Source organism: Chitinophaga terrae (ex Kim and Jung 2007), from assembly GCF_900107795.1.
Lineage (GTDB): Bacteria > Bacteroidota > Bacteroidia > Chitinophagales > Chitinophagaceae > Chitinophaga > Chitinophaga terrae.
Map to the genome: position 1 here is coordinate 78,481 of NZ_FNRL01000015.1, position 20,677 is coordinate 99,157.

Annotated in this window: 16 protein-coding genes; 2 read left to right on the top strand and 14 right to left on the bottom strand. The window is 45.2% G+C overall.

What is annotated here, in order from left to right:
- Nucleotides 1-8 precede the first annotated feature (8 nt).
- Nucleotides 9-239: a hypothetical protein gene (locus tag BLV62_RS16680; RefSeq protein WP_089763107.1), complete on the bottom strand. Its 231-nt coding sequence runs from the start codon at nucleotides 237-239 to the stop codon at nucleotides 9-11.
- Nucleotides 240-938: 699 nt separating this feature from the next.
- On the opposite strand from BLV62_RS16680, the gene BLV62_RS16685 reads away from it, so the two are divergent.
- Entirely contained in the window at nucleotides 939-2,987 is a 2,049-nt protein-coding gene (locus BLV62_RS16685; RefSeq protein WP_211117830.1) for a M13 family metallopeptidase, read from the top strand.
- A 105-nt stretch (nucleotides 2,988-3,092) separates the two neighbouring features.
- Here the strand turns inward: BLV62_RS16685 and BLV62_RS16690 are convergent, their stop codons facing one another.
- Nucleotides 3,093-5,360 carry a GH92 family glycosyl hydrolase gene (locus BLV62_RS16690; RefSeq protein ID WP_225889617.1) on the bottom strand — a complete coding sequence of 756 codons (2,268 nt, stop codon included), beginning with the start codon at nucleotides 5,358-5,360 and terminating at the stop codon, nucleotides 3,093-3,095.
- A gap of 84 nt (nucleotides 5,361-5,444) precedes the next feature.
- A complete protein-coding gene (locus BLV62_RS16695) occupies nucleotides 5,445-6,650 on the bottom strand; it encodes a glycosyltransferase family 87 protein (protein WP_089763110.1) in 1,206 nt (401 codons plus the stop codon).
- Nucleotides 6,651-7,101: 451 nt separating this feature from the next.
- On the opposite strand from BLV62_RS16695, the gene BLV62_RS16700 reads away from it, so the two are divergent.
- Entirely contained in the window at nucleotides 7,102-7,386 is a 285-nt protein-coding gene (locus BLV62_RS16700) for a hypothetical protein (protein ID WP_089763111.1), read from the top strand.
- 214 nt (nucleotides 7,387-7,600) lie between these two features.
- Here BLV62_RS16700 and BLV62_RS28135 read toward each other — a convergent pair whose 3' ends face one another.
- The 11 genes from BLV62_RS28135 to BLV62_RS16755 form a co-directional block, all read right to left on the bottom strand.
- On the bottom strand, nucleotides 7,601-7,879 hold the full coding sequence (locus BLV62_RS28135) for a hypothetical protein (RefSeq protein ID WP_139170224.1): 279 nt from the start codon (nucleotides 7,877-7,879) through the stop codon (nucleotides 7,601-7,603).
- 29 nt (nucleotides 7,880-7,908) lie between these two features.
- Complete coding sequence (locus tag BLV62_RS16710; RefSeq protein WP_089763113.1) at nucleotides 7,909-8,592, bottom strand: response regulator transcription factor; 684 nt, start codon at nucleotides 8,590-8,592, stop codon at nucleotides 7,909-7,911.
- 1,274 nt (nucleotides 8,593-9,866) lie between these two features.
- Nucleotides 9,867-10,187, bottom strand: coding sequence for a winged helix-turn-helix domain-containing protein (locus tag BLV62_RS16715; protein WP_089763114.1), 321 nt, complete (start codon nucleotides 10,185-10,187; stop codon nucleotides 9,867-9,869).
- Complete coding sequence (locus tag BLV62_RS28990; RefSeq protein ID WP_089763115.1) at nucleotides 10,135-10,560, bottom strand: response regulator transcription factor; 426 nt, start codon at nucleotides 10,558-10,560, stop codon at nucleotides 10,135-10,137. Before BLV62_RS28990 ends, BLV62_RS16715 begins: the two co-directional genes overlap by 53 nt.
- Nucleotides 10,561-10,896: 336 nt before the next feature.
- On the bottom strand, nucleotides 10,897-11,712 hold the full coding sequence (locus BLV62_RS16725; RefSeq protein ID WP_089763116.1) for a glycerophosphodiester phosphodiesterase family protein: 816 nt from the start codon (nucleotides 11,710-11,712) through the stop codon (nucleotides 10,897-10,899).
- A complete protein-coding gene (locus BLV62_RS16730) occupies nucleotides 11,712-13,064 on the bottom strand; it encodes a PhoPQ-activated pathogenicity-related family protein (RefSeq protein ID WP_089763117.1) in 1,353 nt (450 codons plus the stop codon). The genes BLV62_RS16725 and BLV62_RS16730 overlap by 1 nt, the downstream gene beginning before the upstream one ends.
- 46 nt (nucleotides 13,065-13,110) lie before the next feature.
- The gene (locus BLV62_RS16735; protein ID WP_089763118.1) at nucleotides 13,111-14,817 is read right to left on the bottom strand and encodes a SusD/RagB family nutrient-binding outer membrane lipoprotein; all 1,707 of its coding nucleotides are present in this window, start codon (nucleotides 14,815-14,817) and stop codon (nucleotides 13,111-13,113) included.
- Between the two features lie 21 nt (nucleotides 14,818-14,838).
- Nucleotides 14,839-18,297: a SusC/RagA family TonB-linked outer membrane protein gene (locus tag BLV62_RS16740; RefSeq protein WP_089763119.1), complete on the bottom strand. Its 3,459-nt coding sequence runs from the start codon at nucleotides 18,295-18,297 to the stop codon at nucleotides 14,839-14,841.
- Nucleotides 18,298-18,387: 90 nt separating this feature from the next.
- Nucleotides 18,388-19,422 (bottom strand): FecR family protein, encoded by a 1,035-nt coding sequence (locus tag BLV62_RS16745; RefSeq protein ID WP_089763120.1) that lies wholly within the window; start codon nucleotides 19,420-19,422, stop codon nucleotides 18,388-18,390.
- Between the two features lie 43 nt (nucleotides 19,423-19,465).
- Entirely contained in the window at nucleotides 19,466-20,005 is a 540-nt protein-coding gene (locus BLV62_RS16750) for a sigma-70 family RNA polymerase sigma factor (protein ID WP_089763121.1), read from the bottom strand.
- Between the two features lie 87 nt (nucleotides 20,006-20,092).
- A complete protein-coding gene (locus tag BLV62_RS16755; protein WP_139170226.1) occupies nucleotides 20,093-20,605 on the bottom strand; it encodes a hypothetical protein in 513 nt (170 codons plus the stop codon).
- Nucleotides 20,606-20,677 lie beyond the last annotated feature (72 nt).

Consider the following 20,677-nt stretch of genomic DNA (forward strand, 5'->3'; position numbering starts at 1 on the left):
GGTTTGCGCTAATCTTGCCGCTCGTGGTAGTAACGTTTCATCCTGTTCTTTTCCTCCCGGGAAAAAATATGGATCAACCACAAGGAAAAATAAGCTAATCCGCTAATAATCAAAATGTATCCAATGAAGCCAAGGGTGTGAAATATTTTAAACCATACCCAGTCATTCATCAGTGCATAGTTAGCTAAAATAGCGAAAAAGATGCCGGCCACAATTAATACTATCGCAATTTTTTTCATTTGGGGGTTGTTTGGGAATTAGTAATAGCGTTTCCTGTCCCAGGTTCACAATTAAAATGCCACTACGATATCTACGAGGCAATTCAGTAAAACGGATGAGGTTAGGGCAAAATTTAACTTACCAACCTGATCATATAACGGGGTAGCGTAAACGTTTGTTACAGATATAAGTGAAATTTGATTTTTATCTAATTCTTTTAAAATCAACTTTCTAAATTTTGTAAAATACGCCGGTCAAATATCCACTAAAGGTTGTAACACCGGCCCGAAAACAGCCAGTAAGCGGTTGCCGAAAAATATAAAAAACCTATGTTGGGTAAGAGTTAGGCAAACAATATGTTAGTAAAACAGCCTATCATAAGTCTGTTATTTAAAAAATCTTACCCGTTCAATTCGCAATTACAGGCAAACTATACAGGTTGCTATAAGTCAAATCCCCTTTAAGCGGTACCTAATACGGACACTCCGTAGAAAGGATTCAACAGCACAACACTGTTGTTACCCTGTAACAACAGTACCTGTAAGGAACCGGGTAATTGCCTAACCAGGTCGCCAGTCCCGGTCTGGCATTGGCTATGCCGTGTAAACAAGATAAATCTGGTGCATGTAATCATTATTCCCCGCTTACCCCTTTTTTGACAGCCCGCTTCCAAAAAAATCTTACCTTTCTTTCATCTAACAAAATCTTCACGCTTCATTATGATGAAACACACCCTCAACGGAGCAGGAATAGCATTGGGTATTGCCTTGATGTTTGCATGCAATCAAGGCCAGAAAAGCCAGGAAGCTGCTAATACCCCGGATGCTGTTGCCGCAAATGTAGACTCCACTGTAAGTCCAACTCAAGACTATTTTGACTACGCCAACGGCGGATGGATCAAACGTAACCCTATCCCTCCCGAATACAATTCATGGGGCATCGGGAACCTTGTAAAAGAAGAGATCTATAAACGTTTATTAACGATCAACGAACAGGCGGTTGCCAACCCCAACGACGCTATTTCCAAAAAGATCGCCGCCTTCTGGAAAAGCGCTATGGACAGCGCCAAGATCAATGCAGAAGGGATTCAACCGATTGAACCACTGTTGAAAGAAATTGATGCGGCAACAAGTGTTGAGCAGCTTATCCAGGTTGCAGCACGGAACAATGCGGCCATCAGCTCGCCCTTCTTCCTGTATATAGGCCAGGATGCAAAGAACAGTGAAGTAATGGCGGTTCAGTTCTACCAGGGAGGGCTGGGACTACCTAACAGGGATTATTATTTCAATACCGATGCACGTACGGCAAACATCCGCAACCTGTATCCGGGACATATTGCCAGGATGTTGCAGTTCACAGGCATGGACAGCGCAGCAGCAAAGAATGCCGCCAAACAGGTATTTGACCTGGAAACCAATCTTGCCAAATCGAGCCGCAAACTGGAAGCATTGCGCGATCCGGAAGCCAACTATCATAAAATGGCTGTTAATGAACTGGGTAAGCTGGCAAATAATATTAACTGGGCAGAATACCTTCAACTGCAGGGGATTACGAAATTTGCGGATACCGTCATTGTAGGACAACCAGAGTTCTTTACCGCTGTTAGCAAAGCAGTGAAAACTGAGCCGCTGGATACCTGGAAGAACTACTTCAAATGGAACCTGATCAACAGCGCAGCAGCGAAACTAAGCGACACTATCGCCACCGCCGATTTTGAATTCTATACCAAATTAATAGGAGGACAGGATAAACAGAAACCACGCTGGAAAAGAGTGCTGGATGCCGAAGAAGAATACCTGGGGGAAGCATTGGGACAATTATTCGTGAAAGAATTCTTCAACGCTACCGCTAAAAAAAGATATGAAAACCTCGTGGAAGATATACGTACTGCTCTTAAAGAACGTATAGAAAAACTCGACTGGATGAGCGACAGCACCAAGCAGAAAGCATTGTACAAGCTATCTAAGATCACCAAGAAAGTGGGATATCCTGATAAATGGAAAGACTTCAGTGCAATGGAGATCAAAGACCAATCGTATTTTGCAAACGCTGTTGCCGGAAGGAAATGGTGGCATAAATACAATATCGACAAGCTGGGCAAACCGGTAGACAGAACGGAATGGGATATGTCGCCTCAGACATACAATGCCTATTACAACCCAAGCAACAATGAAATTGTATTACCGGCAGGCATCTTCACCGTTCCGGGCAAAAGGGATGAAGAACTGGACGATGCTATTGTATACGGCTATGCGGGCGCTTCAACCATCGGCCATGAGATCACCCACGGATTTGATGATGAAGGCCGGCAGTTTGATGCGAACGGCAACCTGAAAAGCTGGTGGACAAAAGAAGATGAAAAGAAATTCAACGACCGCGCAGCGGTGATGGTAAAACAATTCGATGGATATGTAGTAGTAGACAGCCTGCATATCAACGGTAAAGCGACCCTGGGAGAAAACATCGCCGACCTTGGCGGTATTTTATTAGGTTGGGACGCTTTCAAAAAAACCGAACAATACAAAAAAGGCGTTTCAATTGCGGGATATACGCCGTCTCAGCGTTATTTCATGGGCTACGCACTCGGATGGTTAGGCCATACCAAGAAAGAATCGCTGGCGAAGCGTGTATTAACTGATGTACACTCCCCGGCCAAATTCCGTGTAAATGGTCCGTTCAGCGATGTGGACGCATTCTATGAAGTATATGGCGTAAAACCAGGAGATGGAATGTACAGGCCAGACAGTTTAAGAGTAAGGATCTGGTAATCTTCTTCATTTTTCCAGGTAAAGGAAAACAAGAATACTAAAGGGCTGACCTCTGATATGGCCAGCCCTTCAGCAGATGCTATCGTTTACCGATACTCAAAACCTTTATAGTTCATTTGTTGGGCGATCGGCCAAGGCTTTACCAAATTCGGTGTTTGGTTTATTGCCCATTCTGATCACCATATTACCGCCCTTTGCAATAGTGTCGTGAGTGATATAGCTCTTTGTATAAGGTTTGCCATTCAGGGTGATGCTCTGAACGTAAATGTTTTCACTGCTGTTATTTAAAGCCTCAACGGTAAAATTCTTACCGGCGCCGATATTAATGGTAACCTTATCGAACAGCGGGCTTCCTATTACATAAAGTCCGCTTGCCGGATTTTCAGGATAGAATCCCATACTGGAGAAAACGTACCAGGACGACATCGCGCCGCAGTCTTCATTTCCTGCCAATCCTTCCGGTTTATCGAAGTAAAATTCTTTCATCACCTGGCGCACCTTCTCAGCTGTTTTCCACTGGTAACCAGAGAAAGCATACATGTAGGTAACGTGATGGCTAGGTTCGTTACCATGCGCATACATGCCGATCAGCCCGGAAATATCGCTGGATGCTTCGCTGCCCATATCGCCTTTTGCAGAGAAAAGGCTATCGAGCTTTTGTGTGAAGGCATCGTCGCCGCCCATTAAGCTGATCAGTCCTTCTACATCCTGTGGAACCAGCCAGGTATATTGCCAGCCGTTTCCTTCGGTGAAATCACCTTTCTCATGTTTGGAGTTGAAAGGATCGTAAGGCGCTTTGAAACTGCCATCGCTCATGCGCGGGCGAACAAAACGGATAGTGCTGTCAAAATAGTTCTTATAATAGCCAGCACGTTTTTTATAGTACTCGTAATCTTCTGTTTTACCTAATTTCTTGGCCATAGCTGCAATGCACCAGTCGTCGATCGCATATTCCATGGCTTTGGAAACAGATTCGTATTCTTTATCTGCCGGGATATAGCCCAGTTCTTTTACGTATTTCAGCCCGAATTCGTCGCGGTTGGAAGTAACTTTCATTGCTTCGAAAGCTTCGTTGGCATCGAAGCCTTTAAAGCCTTTCAGGTACGCATCAACTATTGGCGGAACTGCGTGGTAGCCAACCATGCAATTGGTTTCGTTACCCATTAAAGGCCATACCGGCAGTTTACCTTGTTGTTTGTGAATGGTCAGCATAGAGTTCACGAAATCGCTCACCCTATCGGCGTGCACAATGGTATTAAGCGCCGCCCAGGAACGGTAGGTATCCCATAATGAGAATACTGAATAGTTATTGAAGCCTGGCGCCTGGTAAACATTCTTATCTGTACCCCTGTAAGCGCCATTATGGTCGTTGAACAAGGCAGGAGCGATCATGGTATGATACAAAGCGGTATAGAATACGCGGCGTGCAGCATCATCTTTAGTATTGATCTTTATTTTCGACAGTTCTTTATCCCATTTTGCATTGGCATCGTTCACCACCTGGGTAAAGTTCCAGCCCGGGATTTCGGCATTGATATTAGCCAGTGCATTGGCACAGCTAACAGGAGAGATGCCTACTTTAAGCATTACCTGGCCCGGAGATTTATCGAATACGATCACACCTTTAGCCTTTTTTGACTTTACTTCAACGCCTTTTCTGGCGATCACGTCGTCGAATACCAGGAATTTTTTAATAGGAACAGAAGATTTGATAACGAACCATACCCGTTGGTCTTCCGCCCAGCCTTTGGAATAGCGGTAGCCTTCAAGGGTGTTATCGTCTACTTTCCTGATATAGGTTTCTACCGGTTCATCCCAGCCGATACCTTCTTTCAGGTCAATGATAATATTGCTTTGACCTTGCTGAGGAAATGTGTAGCGGTGAAACCCTACGCGTTCAGAAGCGGTTACTTCAGCTTTAATGTTATAATCGTCCAGCTGAACGGCGTAGTAGCCCGGCCTGGCTATTTCGCGGTCATGAGAGTAACGGGAAGCGTAGCCGCTGCCAGGGTTTTCCTGTGTTCCCCTGTCGACCAATACGTCCCCGGTATATGGCATAATCAAAACGTCGCCCAGGTCGCCGATACCTGTGCCACTTAGGTGCATCTGTGAAAAACCGATAACAACGCTGTCGGAATAATGATAACCGGAGCACCAGTCCCAACCTTTTACAATATTGGTAGGCCCTACCTGGACAGCTCCGAATGGTACGCTGGCGCCCACGAAAACATGTCCATGCCCTCCTGACCCGATATAAGGATCTACATTTGACAATAACCGGCTTTCTTTAACGCCAGGTAAGGGAGATATTTTTTGTGCATTGGCCGTGGCGCCTAACATAAGAGAAGCGGATAATAAAAAAACGCTACTCATTTTTAATCCTGCATGCATAATCAAAAACCTTTAATAATGCAGCAATTTACGCCCTGATTCTTACTTTTTCCAGTATTTTTTCAGTTAGGCTACAGGTTTCAGCCTATCTGAGGTTAAAATTGTATTGGTCGATTGACTGAGGAATTGTTTGGTATAAATCTCATAGCAGATCCTGAGATACATGACCAGGCAAGGCAGGGCTTTAATAGCGTATGGAATGGCAATATTGGTTCTGAACCAGGGAGTTAGCACGTCGGAGTGCGAGAAGCTCACCAGGAGTATAGAAACAAAGATGTATATGTTATTGGCCCTGGTTGGAGGTTGCAGGGCATACCAGATGCACAGGGCCGGAACCGCGATAATATAGGTTGGCGACTCGGAGCTGGTACTGAACAGTACGGGGAATAACAGCGTAGAGCAGAGGATATACAGCCGGTACCGGGAATTATACCGGAACTCCAGTTGAATGTATTGCAATGCAAACAGGATGGTAGCTGGCACGAGCACAAACAGGTTGTTCAGCCACGGAATATGAAATACCCTTTTTATGAACCCGCCGGCGGAGAGGTCCTGGAAAGTAACGCTGGCGTCAACATTCTTTGCATTCTTGTGCACCAATGCCTCTATCCATTCTACATAGGAATGGGTGATATAGGAAGGGGAAGAAATAGCCATGGGCAATACAAAGAGAACGGCGGCCCACAGGAACAAAGAGCCGATAAAGCGCCAGGGGTTAGGACTGAAGAAGAAAAATGCCAGTCCTACGATGCCATAAAACTTCGTGAGCGTACCTAATACAATAAAAAAGGCGGCCCATAGTTCTTTGCCTTTTATGGTGTAAACAAATGAGAGGATAATGAAGGCTGCAATGAACTGGTTTAGCTGGAACCAGGTACTGGCGCCCATCATTTCCTGGGAGCAGAGTATAAAAATAATTCCCTGCTGGATACGGGTAACCGGCAGTTGCCGGATTGCGTAGAAAAGGGCCGCAGCGCCGCTGAGCGACCACAGAAGTGCGCCAATATGCGTGGGAAGCCATGCAAAAGGCGCGATCATAAGGCTGAAAACGGGCCCGTAAAGATTTACGTCGTAATATTCATTGGGATAAGGAATATATAGGGGCAACTGGCGCCAGACATGAAAGAAAACGTTCTTAAATATCAGGTAGTTGTTAATATTTTCTCTCTGAATTTCTAATGTGGCGCTGATTAAGGAAAGACCAAACCATAAGAATATTATCAGCCAGTCCTTTTCCGCGAGATAAGTCAGCACATTCCTTTTTGCACGCATATCAATTAATTGTAGTTTAATGCTACAGTACTTTGATATGACGCAATTTCCATAAAATCCCTCTATTTATCAGGGCATTATTCCGATTCCGCCCATTGCCTGGATTGTTCATTTATCGCATAACAGCATCCAGCGATCAGCAAGCCTAAGGCGATTGCACCTAACAGTAAGATTAAAATCATAACATTCCCGGTTTATTCACGGCTGTAAAAGTAAAGCAATTAAGGATTTAAGACGATTTACTGCATCATTACAGCAGCGTTCAACGAAAAAAATATATTTTTTAAATATCATCAGAAATAATCATTTATTTTGGAAGAAATGGCAGGCACCATCGTCGGCTGCTTTCGACGGGTCGTGCAGGTCCTGGCGTCTTATTTAGCTATACTCCTGTGAATGGACCAGGTCTGTCACGCTCCTCCAGGCAGATGTTTTACTTAAACTTACTCCTATGAAAAGGCGAATTGCTGAATTGGTAATAGTGTACCTGGTTTATTTAGCCACTTTATTATTATACATCCACCTTATTCACGCTTCTGTGGCTACGGCCCTGACTTCTGTTATTATATGGCTTATCCCCTTGATCGTGGTGCTGCCAACTCAGTTTATTGCCTTCATAATAACGGTAGGATGGCCAAAGGATAATACAAGGATCGATAACCGGATCTACCTGATCACGCACGTAGTTGTTTATGGAATAATAGTTACGTTGGTAGGACTGTCGTTAATTCTGTGATCTTAAAAAGGCACGCAGGGGACAGGCGGATGGCCACCGTTACCTGACATTCTATGCTCGTATGACCGGGCCAGACGGCCATAGTTGCTGTCACTATTCCCAGGCTTTAAGAAGTCACTCATTCGCGGCGGGCCAAAGAAACGGGCCGGGCATTAAATGCCAGCCGGTAAGTTATAAGACGTTCCGACGTTAATTGAGTATATATGTATGAGCGTTATTTTATCTTATACCAGGGATGACATTCGCCGCCTCCGGGGTGATGCAGGGAAGGAATCAAGGCGTTACCCTTCCTCATTTCAAACCAATGAAAGGAGCTTCTCCCTTCAGGGTGATGGGGCGTAGGGTAAACCCGGTTCTTTTTGATCTGAAAAAATGGAAGAGGCGAAGAGCCTATACCCGCCTGCTGGGTCGTAAAAAGAAATTGGCCTCTTAGTTCATACTCCGGGAAGGTGCTTAATCCTTCCGGATGGTGCATGGTTCTATACATTTTCATCTTTTTATAATTTTATTTAACAAGTTTCTTCAGCCTGCCTTGACCGTCAGCTTATAGCCCAGCCCTGGTACCGTTTCTATATTAATGTCGGTTTTTGCGAAATACCGTCTGAGCCTGTGAATGTATACGCCAAGCGAGTTTGCGCTTACACTTCTGCCCACACGCTCCATTATGTCTCTCTTGCTTACAGCACAATTCCTGTTTTCTACCAGCTTCTCCAATACCCGGTGTTCAAAATAAGTAAGGTTAATCTTTCCCTGGGAACCAACGAGTACAGACCTCCGGGGATAAAAAGAATATTCTCCGAACCTTATCACTTCTTCTGCAATCTCTCTTTCCGACACCCTTTTTACAATACGTTGTATCCTAAGTACAATTTCGGCAGGAGTGAAGGGCGCTGACAGGAAATCATCAGCTCCGCTATTGACAGAAGTGGCCAGATCTTCAATTCTTTTCTTATCGGATATATGTATAATTGGCAACCTGGCATGCTGCGCCCTGATACGGGAGGTTACATCTGCCCATTCGGTCCCTTCGGTTAACCCTATCATGCATACGTCTACGGTTGTATAGTTGATCCGTTTCAACACCTGCTCCGGTCTTTGCAGGTTAAGTAAAGTAAAGCCATTGTTCTTCAGTTGTTTTCTTGTTGTCCTGGTCAGAAAATGATTACTGTTTGCACATAGCAGGATATAAGAAAGCTGTTTCGACATAAACCTGGTAGTGATTCATTATTTGTATTCACTGAATAATACTCCGAACCTGTATATATAAATCGTTTGTTGGCGATGCCTCATAACGCGTCTATATATCCGCCCCGTATATATTCATATACAGTATTAATGGCATTGTAATACCAATTTTCAGACAACAGATTTCTAAACAATTAATAGCTTCTACATAAAACAGCCCTTTATTTATAAATACCATCATTCATAAACAACTTATTCCTTCATTTATATACAACCTTTATTTGTATACAATCATTACTCGTTTCCAACAACATCTTTTCTTATAAACAACAGCGCTGTTTCTGAGCAATACCTCCTCTATGAACAATACTTTCTCTTTAAAAACTAAAGCTTCTCTTTACCAACAACATCTTTCTATATAACGACACCTTCCTTTATAAATAATACCTTTTCTTAATAAACTAAACCTTCTCTTTACCAACAACATCTTTCTATATAAACGACACCTTTGTCTGTAAACAATACCTTATTCTTAATAAACCAAACCTCCTCTTTACCAACAACATCTTTCTATATAAACAACACCTTCCTTTATAAACAATACCTTTTCTTAATAAACCAAACCTCCTCTTTACCAACAACATCTCTCTATATAAACAACACCTTCCTCTATAAACAATACCTTTTCTTAATAAACCAAACCTCCTCTTTACCAACAACACCTTTCTATATAAACAAAACCTCCTCTATAAGCAATACCTTTTCTTAATAAACCAACCTTCTCTTTACCAACAACATCCTTCTATATAAACAACACCTCCTCTATGAACAATACTTTCTCTGTAAAAACTAAACCTTCTCTCTACCAACAACATCTTTCTATATAAACAACACCTTCCTCTATAAACAATACCTTTTCTTAATAAACCAAACCTCCTCTTTGCCAACAACATCTTTCTATATAAACAACACCTTCCTTTATAAACAATACCTTTTCTTAATAAACCAAACCTCCTCTTTATCAACAACATCTCTCTATATAAACAACACCTTTTCTTACCAAACAGCTTTCCGAATAGACAATAGTTCCCCCTAAGCAACAATTCTTAATATTGCTAATTACATTACTATCTATCTACCGGGATAACCAATTGCCAACACGAAAACCAGGGTATCTACACTGGCGTGTGTAAATCATGGCAATTGATAAAAAGGAATTTAAACGAGGAAGCAGCATTCATTTCCAGGGCGCCTTTGAATTACTGCTGTTATAACCAGGTTAACAATATGCTGTATCACTTTTTCACCCTACTCTCAATTAATTTATATCCTCTTGCATATTTATTTTCAATCTCCAGGTTTTCGTCATAACAAATTATATCTTTTAACTGCCTCATTTGAACGTATAAATTGTTTACATCTTTTTGTTCGTCTCCATAGGCCTCAGCCAACAACTTCTCTTTTGCAACAAGCTTGTTCTTATTATCTAAAAGGCAAATGAATAGCTGGTGTTTGACCGGCGACAGCTTTTGGCTCCGGCCTTCAGTTAAAAAGATCCTGCTATCAGTATCGTATGTCGACTTGCCTACTTCCCTGACCGTAAGATTGTTTGTCATCTGTCTTGCATTGTTTTATTAACCCCTTAATTGACTTAGACAGATTAGGAATACTGTCAGCCTTACTCAGAAAACCGTCTGCGCCTCCACGACCATATATTTCCGACTGCACGGAAAAGAAATCTTCCCCGGACAAATAAAATATTGGCACTAACCGATTCCTTGCCCTTATCTTCTCGCCGAGATCAATCCCGCTGATTCCAGGCATCACAATGTCGAGCAGGCAATAGTCCGGTTCTTCAGCCAGGAACATCGACCAGGCCTGCTCACCGTCGGATGCGCTACACACACTAAAGCCCTGTTTCTCCAACACCCTTCGGACAAAGTAGGCAAACATCCTGTCATCCTCCGCATGTAAAATTTTTTGCTTCATATTTATTTATTGAGGTGAAATAATCCATATTTAATTAATTGCAACTAACCAGATCAATATGTTTTTTTAACTATCAAATTAAGCGAAGATTTATCTAATTGACCTGAATTCTTAATAAGAATTTTATTTGGTTTTCTGTTAATCCGATATTAACAAAGGTTGTGTTAACACTGTACCATGGCGGTATCGGCATTTTTTGGCAGCGAAGTATGTAGAGAAGCGAACCTAACGTAAACGCATACATCTGATTAACAACATATAAACAGTATTAATACTATAAACAAAAAAAGACAGGCCGGAAAACGACCTGTCCTTATCTCATATTTCAGGAACTATTTACTTCCTTACCACGCCATCCCGCAGCCCGTTGCTATTGAGATAACGAACCAAAGCCTCCGGATGGTCCGTCTGTACTCCCTGTATCCCCCTGTCAATCGCTTCCTGCCATTGAGCCGGTCCTTCGCTTTCACTTTGCACATCCTGCCAGATAGCAACATTGTATTTCCTGGCCACGGCGATCATTGCAGGATCTGCGATATTGTCCAGCACGGATATACGAACATTCTTTAAAAAGGATTCCAGCCCCTCAGGTGTCGTTATCTGCTCCGGCAAGCTGGTCATTAACGGCATACCCGGCGCTATTTTCCTCCAGGCCTTATATTGCTCTTTAGCATTCAGGTATACCACCACCTGCTTTTCCATTCCTGCAGCCTGTATCTGCCTCCATGTTTCCGCAACATCCGCATCTTTAAAATCCAGGTAAATATTCAGTTTCCCTTTACAAGCCTGCAACGCCTCCTCAAAAGTGGGAACCTGGTAAACCTTACCATCATTACTTTTCACCTGCAACCGGCGGATCTCATCAAATGTAAGGCTATCAACCCTTCCTTTTCCGTTTGTCATCTTGTCTACGGTACCATTGTGCATCAACACCAGCTTCCCGTCGCGGGTGGTACGCAGATCCAGCTCGGCATAATCTACCCCCGCACTAATAGCCGCTTCTATAGAGGCCACAGTATTTTCAGGAACCGAGAGATGATTGCCCCGGTGCGCCACTACCACAAAGCTATGTGGCGTAACAGGCAAAGTCTGTGCGGCAGCGCTGCAGATAAGGGCTAAACCCGCAACAGCCGACAATAGGATCTTCTTCATTATAAAATAGCTTTTGTGTCTGTAACAAATACCCGCGTACTTACGGTATAAGTTCCTCCCGTAGCATTCTCATACTTCAGGTCTACATAAAAAGCCCGGTAACCGCTTTGCGGCAGGGGAGTAGTTACGCTTACCTTTGATCTATGCGCCTGGCCCAGGCTCTGTGATTCCCATTTGTCGTTGCGGAAATCCAGGTCCGGCGAGTTGGCCGACCACAATACCACATCAACCAGCCTGTCGGCGCTTGCCTTTGCTGTTACCTTTACCTTACCGTTGCTGGTATTGGTAGTCCAGCTGCAATCAGGGTAGGCCTGCTTGCGCATGGTCATTCCAAAAAAGGCGCTGAGCCCCTGGAATGCCTGAACCTTATCGCCCAGGCCATGCCCGGCATTCGGTACATAGTTGATCAGGTTCTTACCGGGAATACTGTCTATATAATTCTTAATATTATCCACTACCCAGTATTCATCGTTCGTTCCCATAAATATCATTTTAGGCATCGACAGGTTACTCCTGTAAGAATATGGGTCTATCATGGTATTGATAGCATTGCCTTTAGGAGTATTGGCAGTTTGCGGGATACCCAGTTTCACATAGTCCTCGATCTGGATGCTGTACTCCTTCCAGGTCTTGATCTGGTAGTCGAGGCTTTTCGGCATATTCAGGATATCTATCACCATAGGTGCGATGGCCACTACACGTTTATCGTTAGCGCCGGTCAGCCAGGTGGTCCACCCGCGTTTAGAAGCGCCCGATACTACAAATCCGTTTACATTCCTGTGCAAACTTCTTGTTCCGAATTCCTGGATGGCATCCATAGCCCTCACAGCGCTTTTCACCATAGGGAAAAGCAAAGGCCAGTTATAATCGCCGTCCTGTTTAAACTGGTGCAGGGTATAGGAAATAAGCGCATCTTCCGTCAGTTTACCGAAAAGCGGCTGGTTGGGCGTTTGCCTCAACACAGCAGTGATAGCGTTGTTGATCACCGCAACTTTTCCCATTTGCTGCAGCAGTTCATCTGTCGACTTGCTCCAGTTAGGTTCTCCGTCTTTTACCGATCCGCCGGTAATGAACAACAGGGCGCCATCATACTTAATATTGTCAGGAACAAAAACGGTCAGCTGATGTTTCCAGGTATACTCCCTCCATTTCTGGGAAGTAAGCAACAGATCATAAGCCTTCCCATTTGCTATATCAAATGAATCTTTTATTTCCCATTTGAAGCTCTGGTCGCCGTTATTAAGGTAGCTTTTCATTGCCGTGGCGGGTGTAACTTCCTGCGCATTTACGGCCAGCCCTGCAACCAGCAGCGTAAAAAGAGCGGTGGTAACTCTAAAGAAGAATTGCTTCATATCCAAATAAGGGTATTTATAAGTGATGAAATAAAATTAATAAATATTACCAGGGTTTCCCTGTTCCCTGGATCACCCAGGGCTTAGACCAGGGACTGTTCTTGCTTCCGTTGGCGCCAAAAGATGAATAAGTGGTCACTTCCAGGTTATTGGAAGCCGCATCTACATTCGCCTTATTCAGGTTTCGCTCTTCCAGCATATAGTACAATCTTACCGGCAGTACAGGACCTTTGGCATAAGGACCAGCTTTCAGTTTAGGAAATCCTGTTCTTTTATAGTCCGCCCATGCTTCTGTGGCAGCTGTCCAGCTGGCAATCCATTTCTGAACGATGATCTGTTCCTGGGTGCCATCGAATTTTACCGAAGGTTGTTCAAGGTAAGCAGCCGAGCTTCCGCCCAGGCCCCATACGCTAAACGATGCCTGGATACCTGATTTATAATGCGTTTCGGCGTTCCCCGCTGCCCAACCTTTCACTGCCGCAGCTTCTGCCAGTATGAAATGTACTTCTGCAGCGGTTATGATCCTGGATTTCAGCAAGGGGCCTTTGGCCTGCCTGTACATATCATTCAGCCACGAAACATGCGGATTGCGGGAAGCCTGGCTGGCGTCATTACTGAGATTATATACTGCAGGCCCTGAAATCCCGGGAGGCAGGCCTACATAGTTCACATCCTGGTTAATATCATTAATTGTCAGCCCTTTAGCCGCGAGTACATCCGGAGAAATATATCTTACTTTGCGCTGTTCGCCGTTCACAACGGTATCTACTGCTTTATACACGTTGCCGGTTCCGGGAGGAAGGTTATCATCCACAACCAAAAAGCACTGTACTTTATTAGCCCATACGCCCAGTCTTGGGTCCTTAAACTTCTGAAGGGTAGTTACGAGGGTATTGCACATTTTCAGGCGGCGGTAGTTGCTGCTGTCTTTATCATATACCACGTTAGCCGGCCATGAGTCGGCATTACTGTTGCCGGGAAAAGACATATTCGCATCTTCGCTTCCATCGGTATTCAGGATCAGCGGGTATTGATCCGGGTTAGCCACTATTTTTTCGATACCGGCTTTTGCTTTTTCCGGCACTTTTTCCGATAACCGCATATAATAGCGCAGGGCAAGGGAATTAGCCATTTTGCGCCATTTGGCCGGGTCTCCCTGGTAAAATACATCCGCTGCGTCTATCGGTATAGCATACGCGTTTTTAGGTTTGGAAAGCAGCGTATTGGCTTTTTCCAGGTCGGCCAATATGCCGTTATAGATGGTTTCCTGTTTATCGTAGGCAGGAAGCGTACCTTCCGGCGTGCCTTTATCTCCTTCCAGCGCATGAGTGTACGGCGCATCTCCCCACAGGTCGGCTATCAGTCCAAACATCAGCGATTTGATCACTAAAGCCACACCCTGGTGCAATTCACTGTTCAACGCCACGCCGCGATTATAAACAAGTTGATTGTTGCGCAACACATCATAGTATTCTGTCCAGCTGTTAGATCCGGCCCAGTCGTATTCGTTATGCGTAGTTGTCCAGCCGTCTTTCTGCGTATGCTGCATAACGCCGGCCATATCCTGGTACCCGAGGTTCACCAGCTGCATGCCCACGGTGGTAAGCACGGTAGATAATACCATGTTAGGGTTGATGGTGGCAGGATTTGCGCCATTAGGATTGTTGTTCATGTTTACCAGGTCTTTCCTGCAGGAAACAGATAAACACAGCAACAGTATACTGAGTATTATTGATTTGCGTACTGTTTTCATATATCAGAATTAATGGAGCTCTTAAAAAGTGACATTCAGTTTTGCTCCTACAGGAATAGCCCATGGAGTAACATTATATCTTTCTATCCCCTGTTTAAACTGCATGCCCGATCCCTGCACACTGGTCGAAGGCTGGTAGGCATTTTCCGGATCAATGCCGATCCTGGCGGCAGTCCAGAGAATGATGTTGCGGCTGTAAACAGTGAAACTTGCCCGCTGTAACTTCGCCTGCCTGATGAGGCGCTGCGGCAGCTCATAACTAAGCGATACTTCTCTCAGCTTCAGGTAGGAAGCAGGGAAGAGGAATGCCCGGGTAAACGACCAGGCAGTACTGCCTGCATAAGGCAAAGTGAGCGTCCCGTCATTCCCCAGGTTTTCAATATACCCGGTGGGGTTGCCATTAGCATCATATCCTTTCGCCCTTACACCAGGTATAAACACCCCGCCGTAAGGCAGCACATAAGGGCCGTAGGTAAAAGGGAAACTATTGTATTCGGGAGTGGGGCCGCCAACAAGCGGGAAGTTATTGCCGCTTGGGATCACCAGTTGATCCTGGTGGCTTACCAGGTAATCTCTTAACTCCTGTCCTTTCATGGTACCGGGATTATAGAGCTTGTCCAGGAAGAGCTGCGAGTTGCCATGCTCTTCTCCATAGCGGTAAGTCTGGGAAACGAAATCGCCGCCGTTCCGCCAGTCGAAGGTCATGCTCAGGGTGAAGTTCTTATAGGAAACCGTTGTCTGGGCGCCCATAATAAAATTAGGATTGAAGTTGCCTATCTTATTCCGGGTATTGATAGCATCGATAGTTTGCCATTTACCGGTATTATCAAGGATGGGGTAACCATAGTAAGGCGACGACTTATCTGTTACCGCCACCAGTTGCGCATCATAGATGTCGCCAATATCTTCCCCTACGTAGGTCCATGCGCCTCCTTTACCTTCTTCCCAGAGGGTATAATATGGCATGCCATCGGGCAGTTCTATGATCCTTGTTCTGTTGCGGGTGAAATTGAAGTTTATATCCCATTTCCAGTTCCGGGTATCCACGGGCGTGCCGCCCAGCGAAAGTTCAATGCCCCGGCCCCTTAGCAACCCGGCGTTGATACTGCGGGAGGAATAACCGGAAGATGGCGGAGTTTTAGGACTGAAGATCTGGTTCTTGTTTTCCACGATATAATATGTTCCGGCAAAACGGAGGCGATTGCGGAACAGGTTGATGTCGATACCTCCTTCATAGGAAGTGGCAATTTCGGGCTTCAGGTAAGGGTTCAGCAATGTACCGGAAGTGCTGAGACGCGGGATATTATCCCAGGAGCCAATACTGCTAAGGGTTGCAACCAGCTGGTAAGGAGCTGCATCATTACCCACTTGTGCGGCGCCGGCCCTGATCTTTACCAGGTTGATGTTATCGGAAGTGATATGAGCCATTTCGTTTACCAGCAAACTAAGCGAAGCGGAAGGGTAGAAGTAGGGAGCTGCATCCGGCAAGGTGCTCGACCAGTCGTTGCGGGCTGTTACATCCAGGTAAGCCATCCCTTTATATCCCACGTTCAGCATACCGTATATGCTATTCACTCCTTTTTCGAACCTGCTGCTGCTGTACCTGAGGTTAGCCGGCGAGATATTCTGGATAGTGAAAACGCCCGGAGTATTGAGTCCTGTGCCATCCTGCGTTGCGGTTGTTACATTGCTGCCTGTCTGGTATCTCATATTGCCGCCGGCGGAGACGCTGAAGTCGAAGTGCTGCACTGTTTTTTTATAGGTGAGCAAGGCGTCCATATTCCGCTCATAGTTATTAAGGTTGATGATACCATAGGCTCCGCCCGGGTTGTTCAGGTAGCTGTTGGCGATCTTGGTTTCTCTTTTCTCGCCATAGGTATCCAGCGCATACCTTACCATCAAAGAGAGCGATGGAAGGATCTTCCAGTCGGCCCGCAGGTTGCCGAATACCCTGTCTCTCACGAACCCGTTATTCACTTCATAGGCGAGGAAATAAGGGTTATTGAATGCGCCGTTGAATTGGGTGCGTTGTTGCAATCCTTCCTGGCCCGGCATCCAGTAGTCTCTCAGGTCGCGCACATCGATGTGGGGCGAGATGCTGTATACAGCCTGTAACGGGTTGGCCCCGCGGTCGCCCGCCGCCCGGTTATTGGAATTATTCCTGCTGAAATCAATATTGGTGCTGATACTCAATCTGGAATTGAGTTGCAGGCTGGAACTGAGGTTCAGGGAGTTTTTATAAAGATCAGTGTTCGGGATAATTCCTTTGTTCGACATATTGGCGTATGAAAGGCGGTAGGCGATTTTCCCATTGTTGTTTGCAATGGATGCGCCGGCGGTAGTAGTAATGCCCGTATTCACGAAATTCTTCACGTTATCTTTATGCGATACCAAAGGCATAGGGATCTTTTTACCATCCGGGCCTACCGGGCTATTCCACTGTACTTCTTCATACCCCATATCCAGCTCTGCACCGAAGGTCGCATCCACGTTTTCCTGGATGATAGATCCGAAAGGATTGGTGAGGAGGCTTCCACTGCGGGAAAAAGGAATGCCCGACAGTTGACCAGAACCGAATTTAGTTTGCCATTTCAGGTACTTGTAAGGGATATCGAATACCGTATTCACGTAAGCGTCTACAGTTACTTTATCCACTTTCTTTCCGGTTTTGGTAGTGATGAGCACCACGCCGTTACCTGCCCTGGAGCCATATAAGGCGGCTGCACTGGGACCTTTCAGGATAGTTACGCTTTCAATATTGTCGGGGTTAATATCGGAGATGGCATTACCATAATCGACCATATTATCGCGTCCTATCTGGCTGATATTGTTTACCGTGTTGGCGATGGGAACTCCGTCGACTACAAAAAGCGGCTGGTTGTCGCTGCTAAGGGAAGTAGCTCCCCGTATGACCATGCTAACAGAGGAACCGGTAGGGCCTGTATTGTTGATAGTAACGCCGGCAACTTTACCGGAGATGGAATTCAGCAGGTTTTCCTGGGTAACGCGGTTAAATTCTTTACCTCCCAGCTCTTCTACGGAGTATCCCAATGCTTTCTTCTCTCTTCGTATACCCAGCGCCGTTACGAGTACCTGGTTTAACTCTTCCATTTTTTTTTTCAAAACAACGGAGAGGGATAATTTGCTGGAATCGCTGATCATGTACCCGCGAAGCGTATCGCTGTTATATCCCATCTGGGAAAGTACAAAATGATAAGGGCCGCCTGCCGGCAGTTTGGAAAAAGTAAAAATACCTTTTTCATTGGTCACGGTAGTTGCCAGTACCTTATTGCTGGCGTCTTCCATCTTTACCAAAACACCGGGCAGGATCTCATTGCTTTCATTTTTGATGATGCCGATAGCGGCAGGTCGGGGGCTTTGCGCAGCGGCAATTACCGGGAAGAAATGCCATAGCAATATTACCAGCCAGATAAGGGCTGCAGGATTGCATTTGCGCAATTGTCTGGTTGTCACACTCATAATTATTTCATTTTTTAAAGGCAATAGGATGTTTGTACCCCTTCACAGAGATGGAGTGCTAAAACAGTATGGGAAATTTGTCTTTTTAGATTATTGTATTATATAGACAACATCACTTTTCTGGCTAATGGTAAGATTGTTCAATGTGCCGATAGTTGACAGGAACTCTTTCAGCGTCTCTTTACTGCTGTCAAAAACCCCTGTGAAATTCATGTCTGTCAGCATAGCAGGCGTATATTGTATTTTGACCTGGTACTTATCAGATAGCTGTTTGAATATATTTGCCAGCGGGTCATTGTTGAAGGAGAGTATTTCGTTGATACGCTCCGGTTGTTTGCCCGGCTTCACAGCCTGTACAGGCGCATTCACGGCCAGCAACATCTTCTGCCTGTCGTAGCTCAGTTCCTGGCCGGGAAGCAGGTATATATCTTTATCCAACCCTGGCGTGCTATGTTCAGTTCTTACCAGCACTTTCCCGCTGAACAGTTTAACATGGGTAGTATGTTTATTTTCCCAGGCGGTGATTTTGAACACGGTGCCCAGGGCGGTGGTACCAACGTTGCCTGCAACTACAGTAAAGGGGTGATCCTGGCTGCCGGTTACGCGGAATACAGCCTGGCCTTTCAGTGTTACTGTTCTTTTGTTGCTGGCAAACGGATCGGCGTATTCGACCTGGCTTCCGGGCGCCAGCTCTATTATACTTCCGTCGGCGAGCCGGATATTCATGGTTTTGCGGCCGTTGTTATAAACCTGTTTTAATTGGTTATTTGCTATCGGTGCGGTCTTCGCAGGTTGGGCCAGGGCGGTTTGTTTTACCGTTGGCCGGGGAAAAGTTATCCGGTATAAACCGCCTGCGATCAGGAGCAAAACAGCAGCGGCCCAGCTGAAGTAGCGCCAGTTCGATCTCTTCCTGAGATAGGTCCGGCTTTCAATCACTGCCAGCATTTTTTCGGAAACTGATTCAGGCAATTGCTCGTCCGACTGGAAAGCATGCCAGGTATCTTCCGTTAAATAAGGCTGCAGTGCTTCGGGATGCCGACGAATGAACGCTTCCACGATCCGGCGTTCATCCTCGTTGCATTCGCCCCGCAAAAACTTTATGATAAGTGTTTTTGAATACTTCATGTTTATGTATTCGTTTTAGAACCGGAAATCCCTCACTGAATGATTAATAAATCCACAAAAGAATGATCAGTGGAAGGGAATTCTTCAACTGGCGGAGCGCCCTGACAATATGATTTTCCACGGTTTTGGGAGAAATAGATAATTGCCTGGCGATCTCTTTATGAGGAAGCCCCTCGAAGCGGCTTAGTTTAAATACGCTTCTCCTGATAGGGGAAAGTTGTTCGATGCTGTTGCATACCAGGTATAGTTCTTCTTTCACAGCGATATCTGTTTCGGTATGCCAGCTGTCTGTATCCCTTACCATTGCCTGGATATGTCGGTTACGGACCTCCTGTTTGCGCAGCAGATCGCTCATTACACTTTTAGCTATGCGGAAAAGTTGAGTAGAGATAGAAAAAGCGGTAGACAGCTTCTCCCGTTTCTCCCAAAGCAGGATAAACGAAAGTTGCACAGTTTCCTCCGCGAGGTACTCGGAGTGCGTACATTTCAATATATAGAAATACAGTTTTGTATGGTATTGTTGATATACCATTTTAAAACTTGCGATATTTCCATTGATGATATCCTGTACAATACTTTCCATAAGTGCCAGCAAATATCTGTTCGCCTTTATAAGATAAAAGAAATTACCGATTATATTATTGTTATTTTGAAACAACAATGCCTGTTGCTACTTCTTTAGTTTCAAGGTCAATGGTACAGTGGCCACTCCGGGGATATTAACCGTCAGCGCCAGGTCCAGGTTTGTATTACTGATGTTATCGATCCAGTGCGGATCATTTTCTCCTTTCTCAGAAACCAGCTTTATTGCACCGTCATGCACATCCATTTCCCAGGTTCCTTTGTTCCCTGCTACCGGCAGAATGAGGTCGGTACATCCATTTATCGCAAAAGTTCCGTCCTCGTTAAACGTATAGGTATTATTGACAGTGCAGGTAAACAGTGCGCCGGCCGGGCCTAACAGCGGGGCGAGGACCAGGATGCTGGTACCGGCCGGGATATTTTGCTTGTTTAGTTTTACTGCTACTGCCAGTACGATGTCCTGCTGTTTCCAGGCGCCGGTAACCATCTGGTATTTGGCAGATTTGGCTGGAGCGGCGTTACTGTCCTTTTTACAGCTGCTGGAAAATACACTGCCGGCAAACAGCATTATTGAAAGATAGGCGAGGGTAAAAAAGCGCATGTGCATTTTATTAGGTGATAGAAAGCAAATGTTATTACTATGTATTCGTTTTAAAAAGCCTTTTCCCTCACC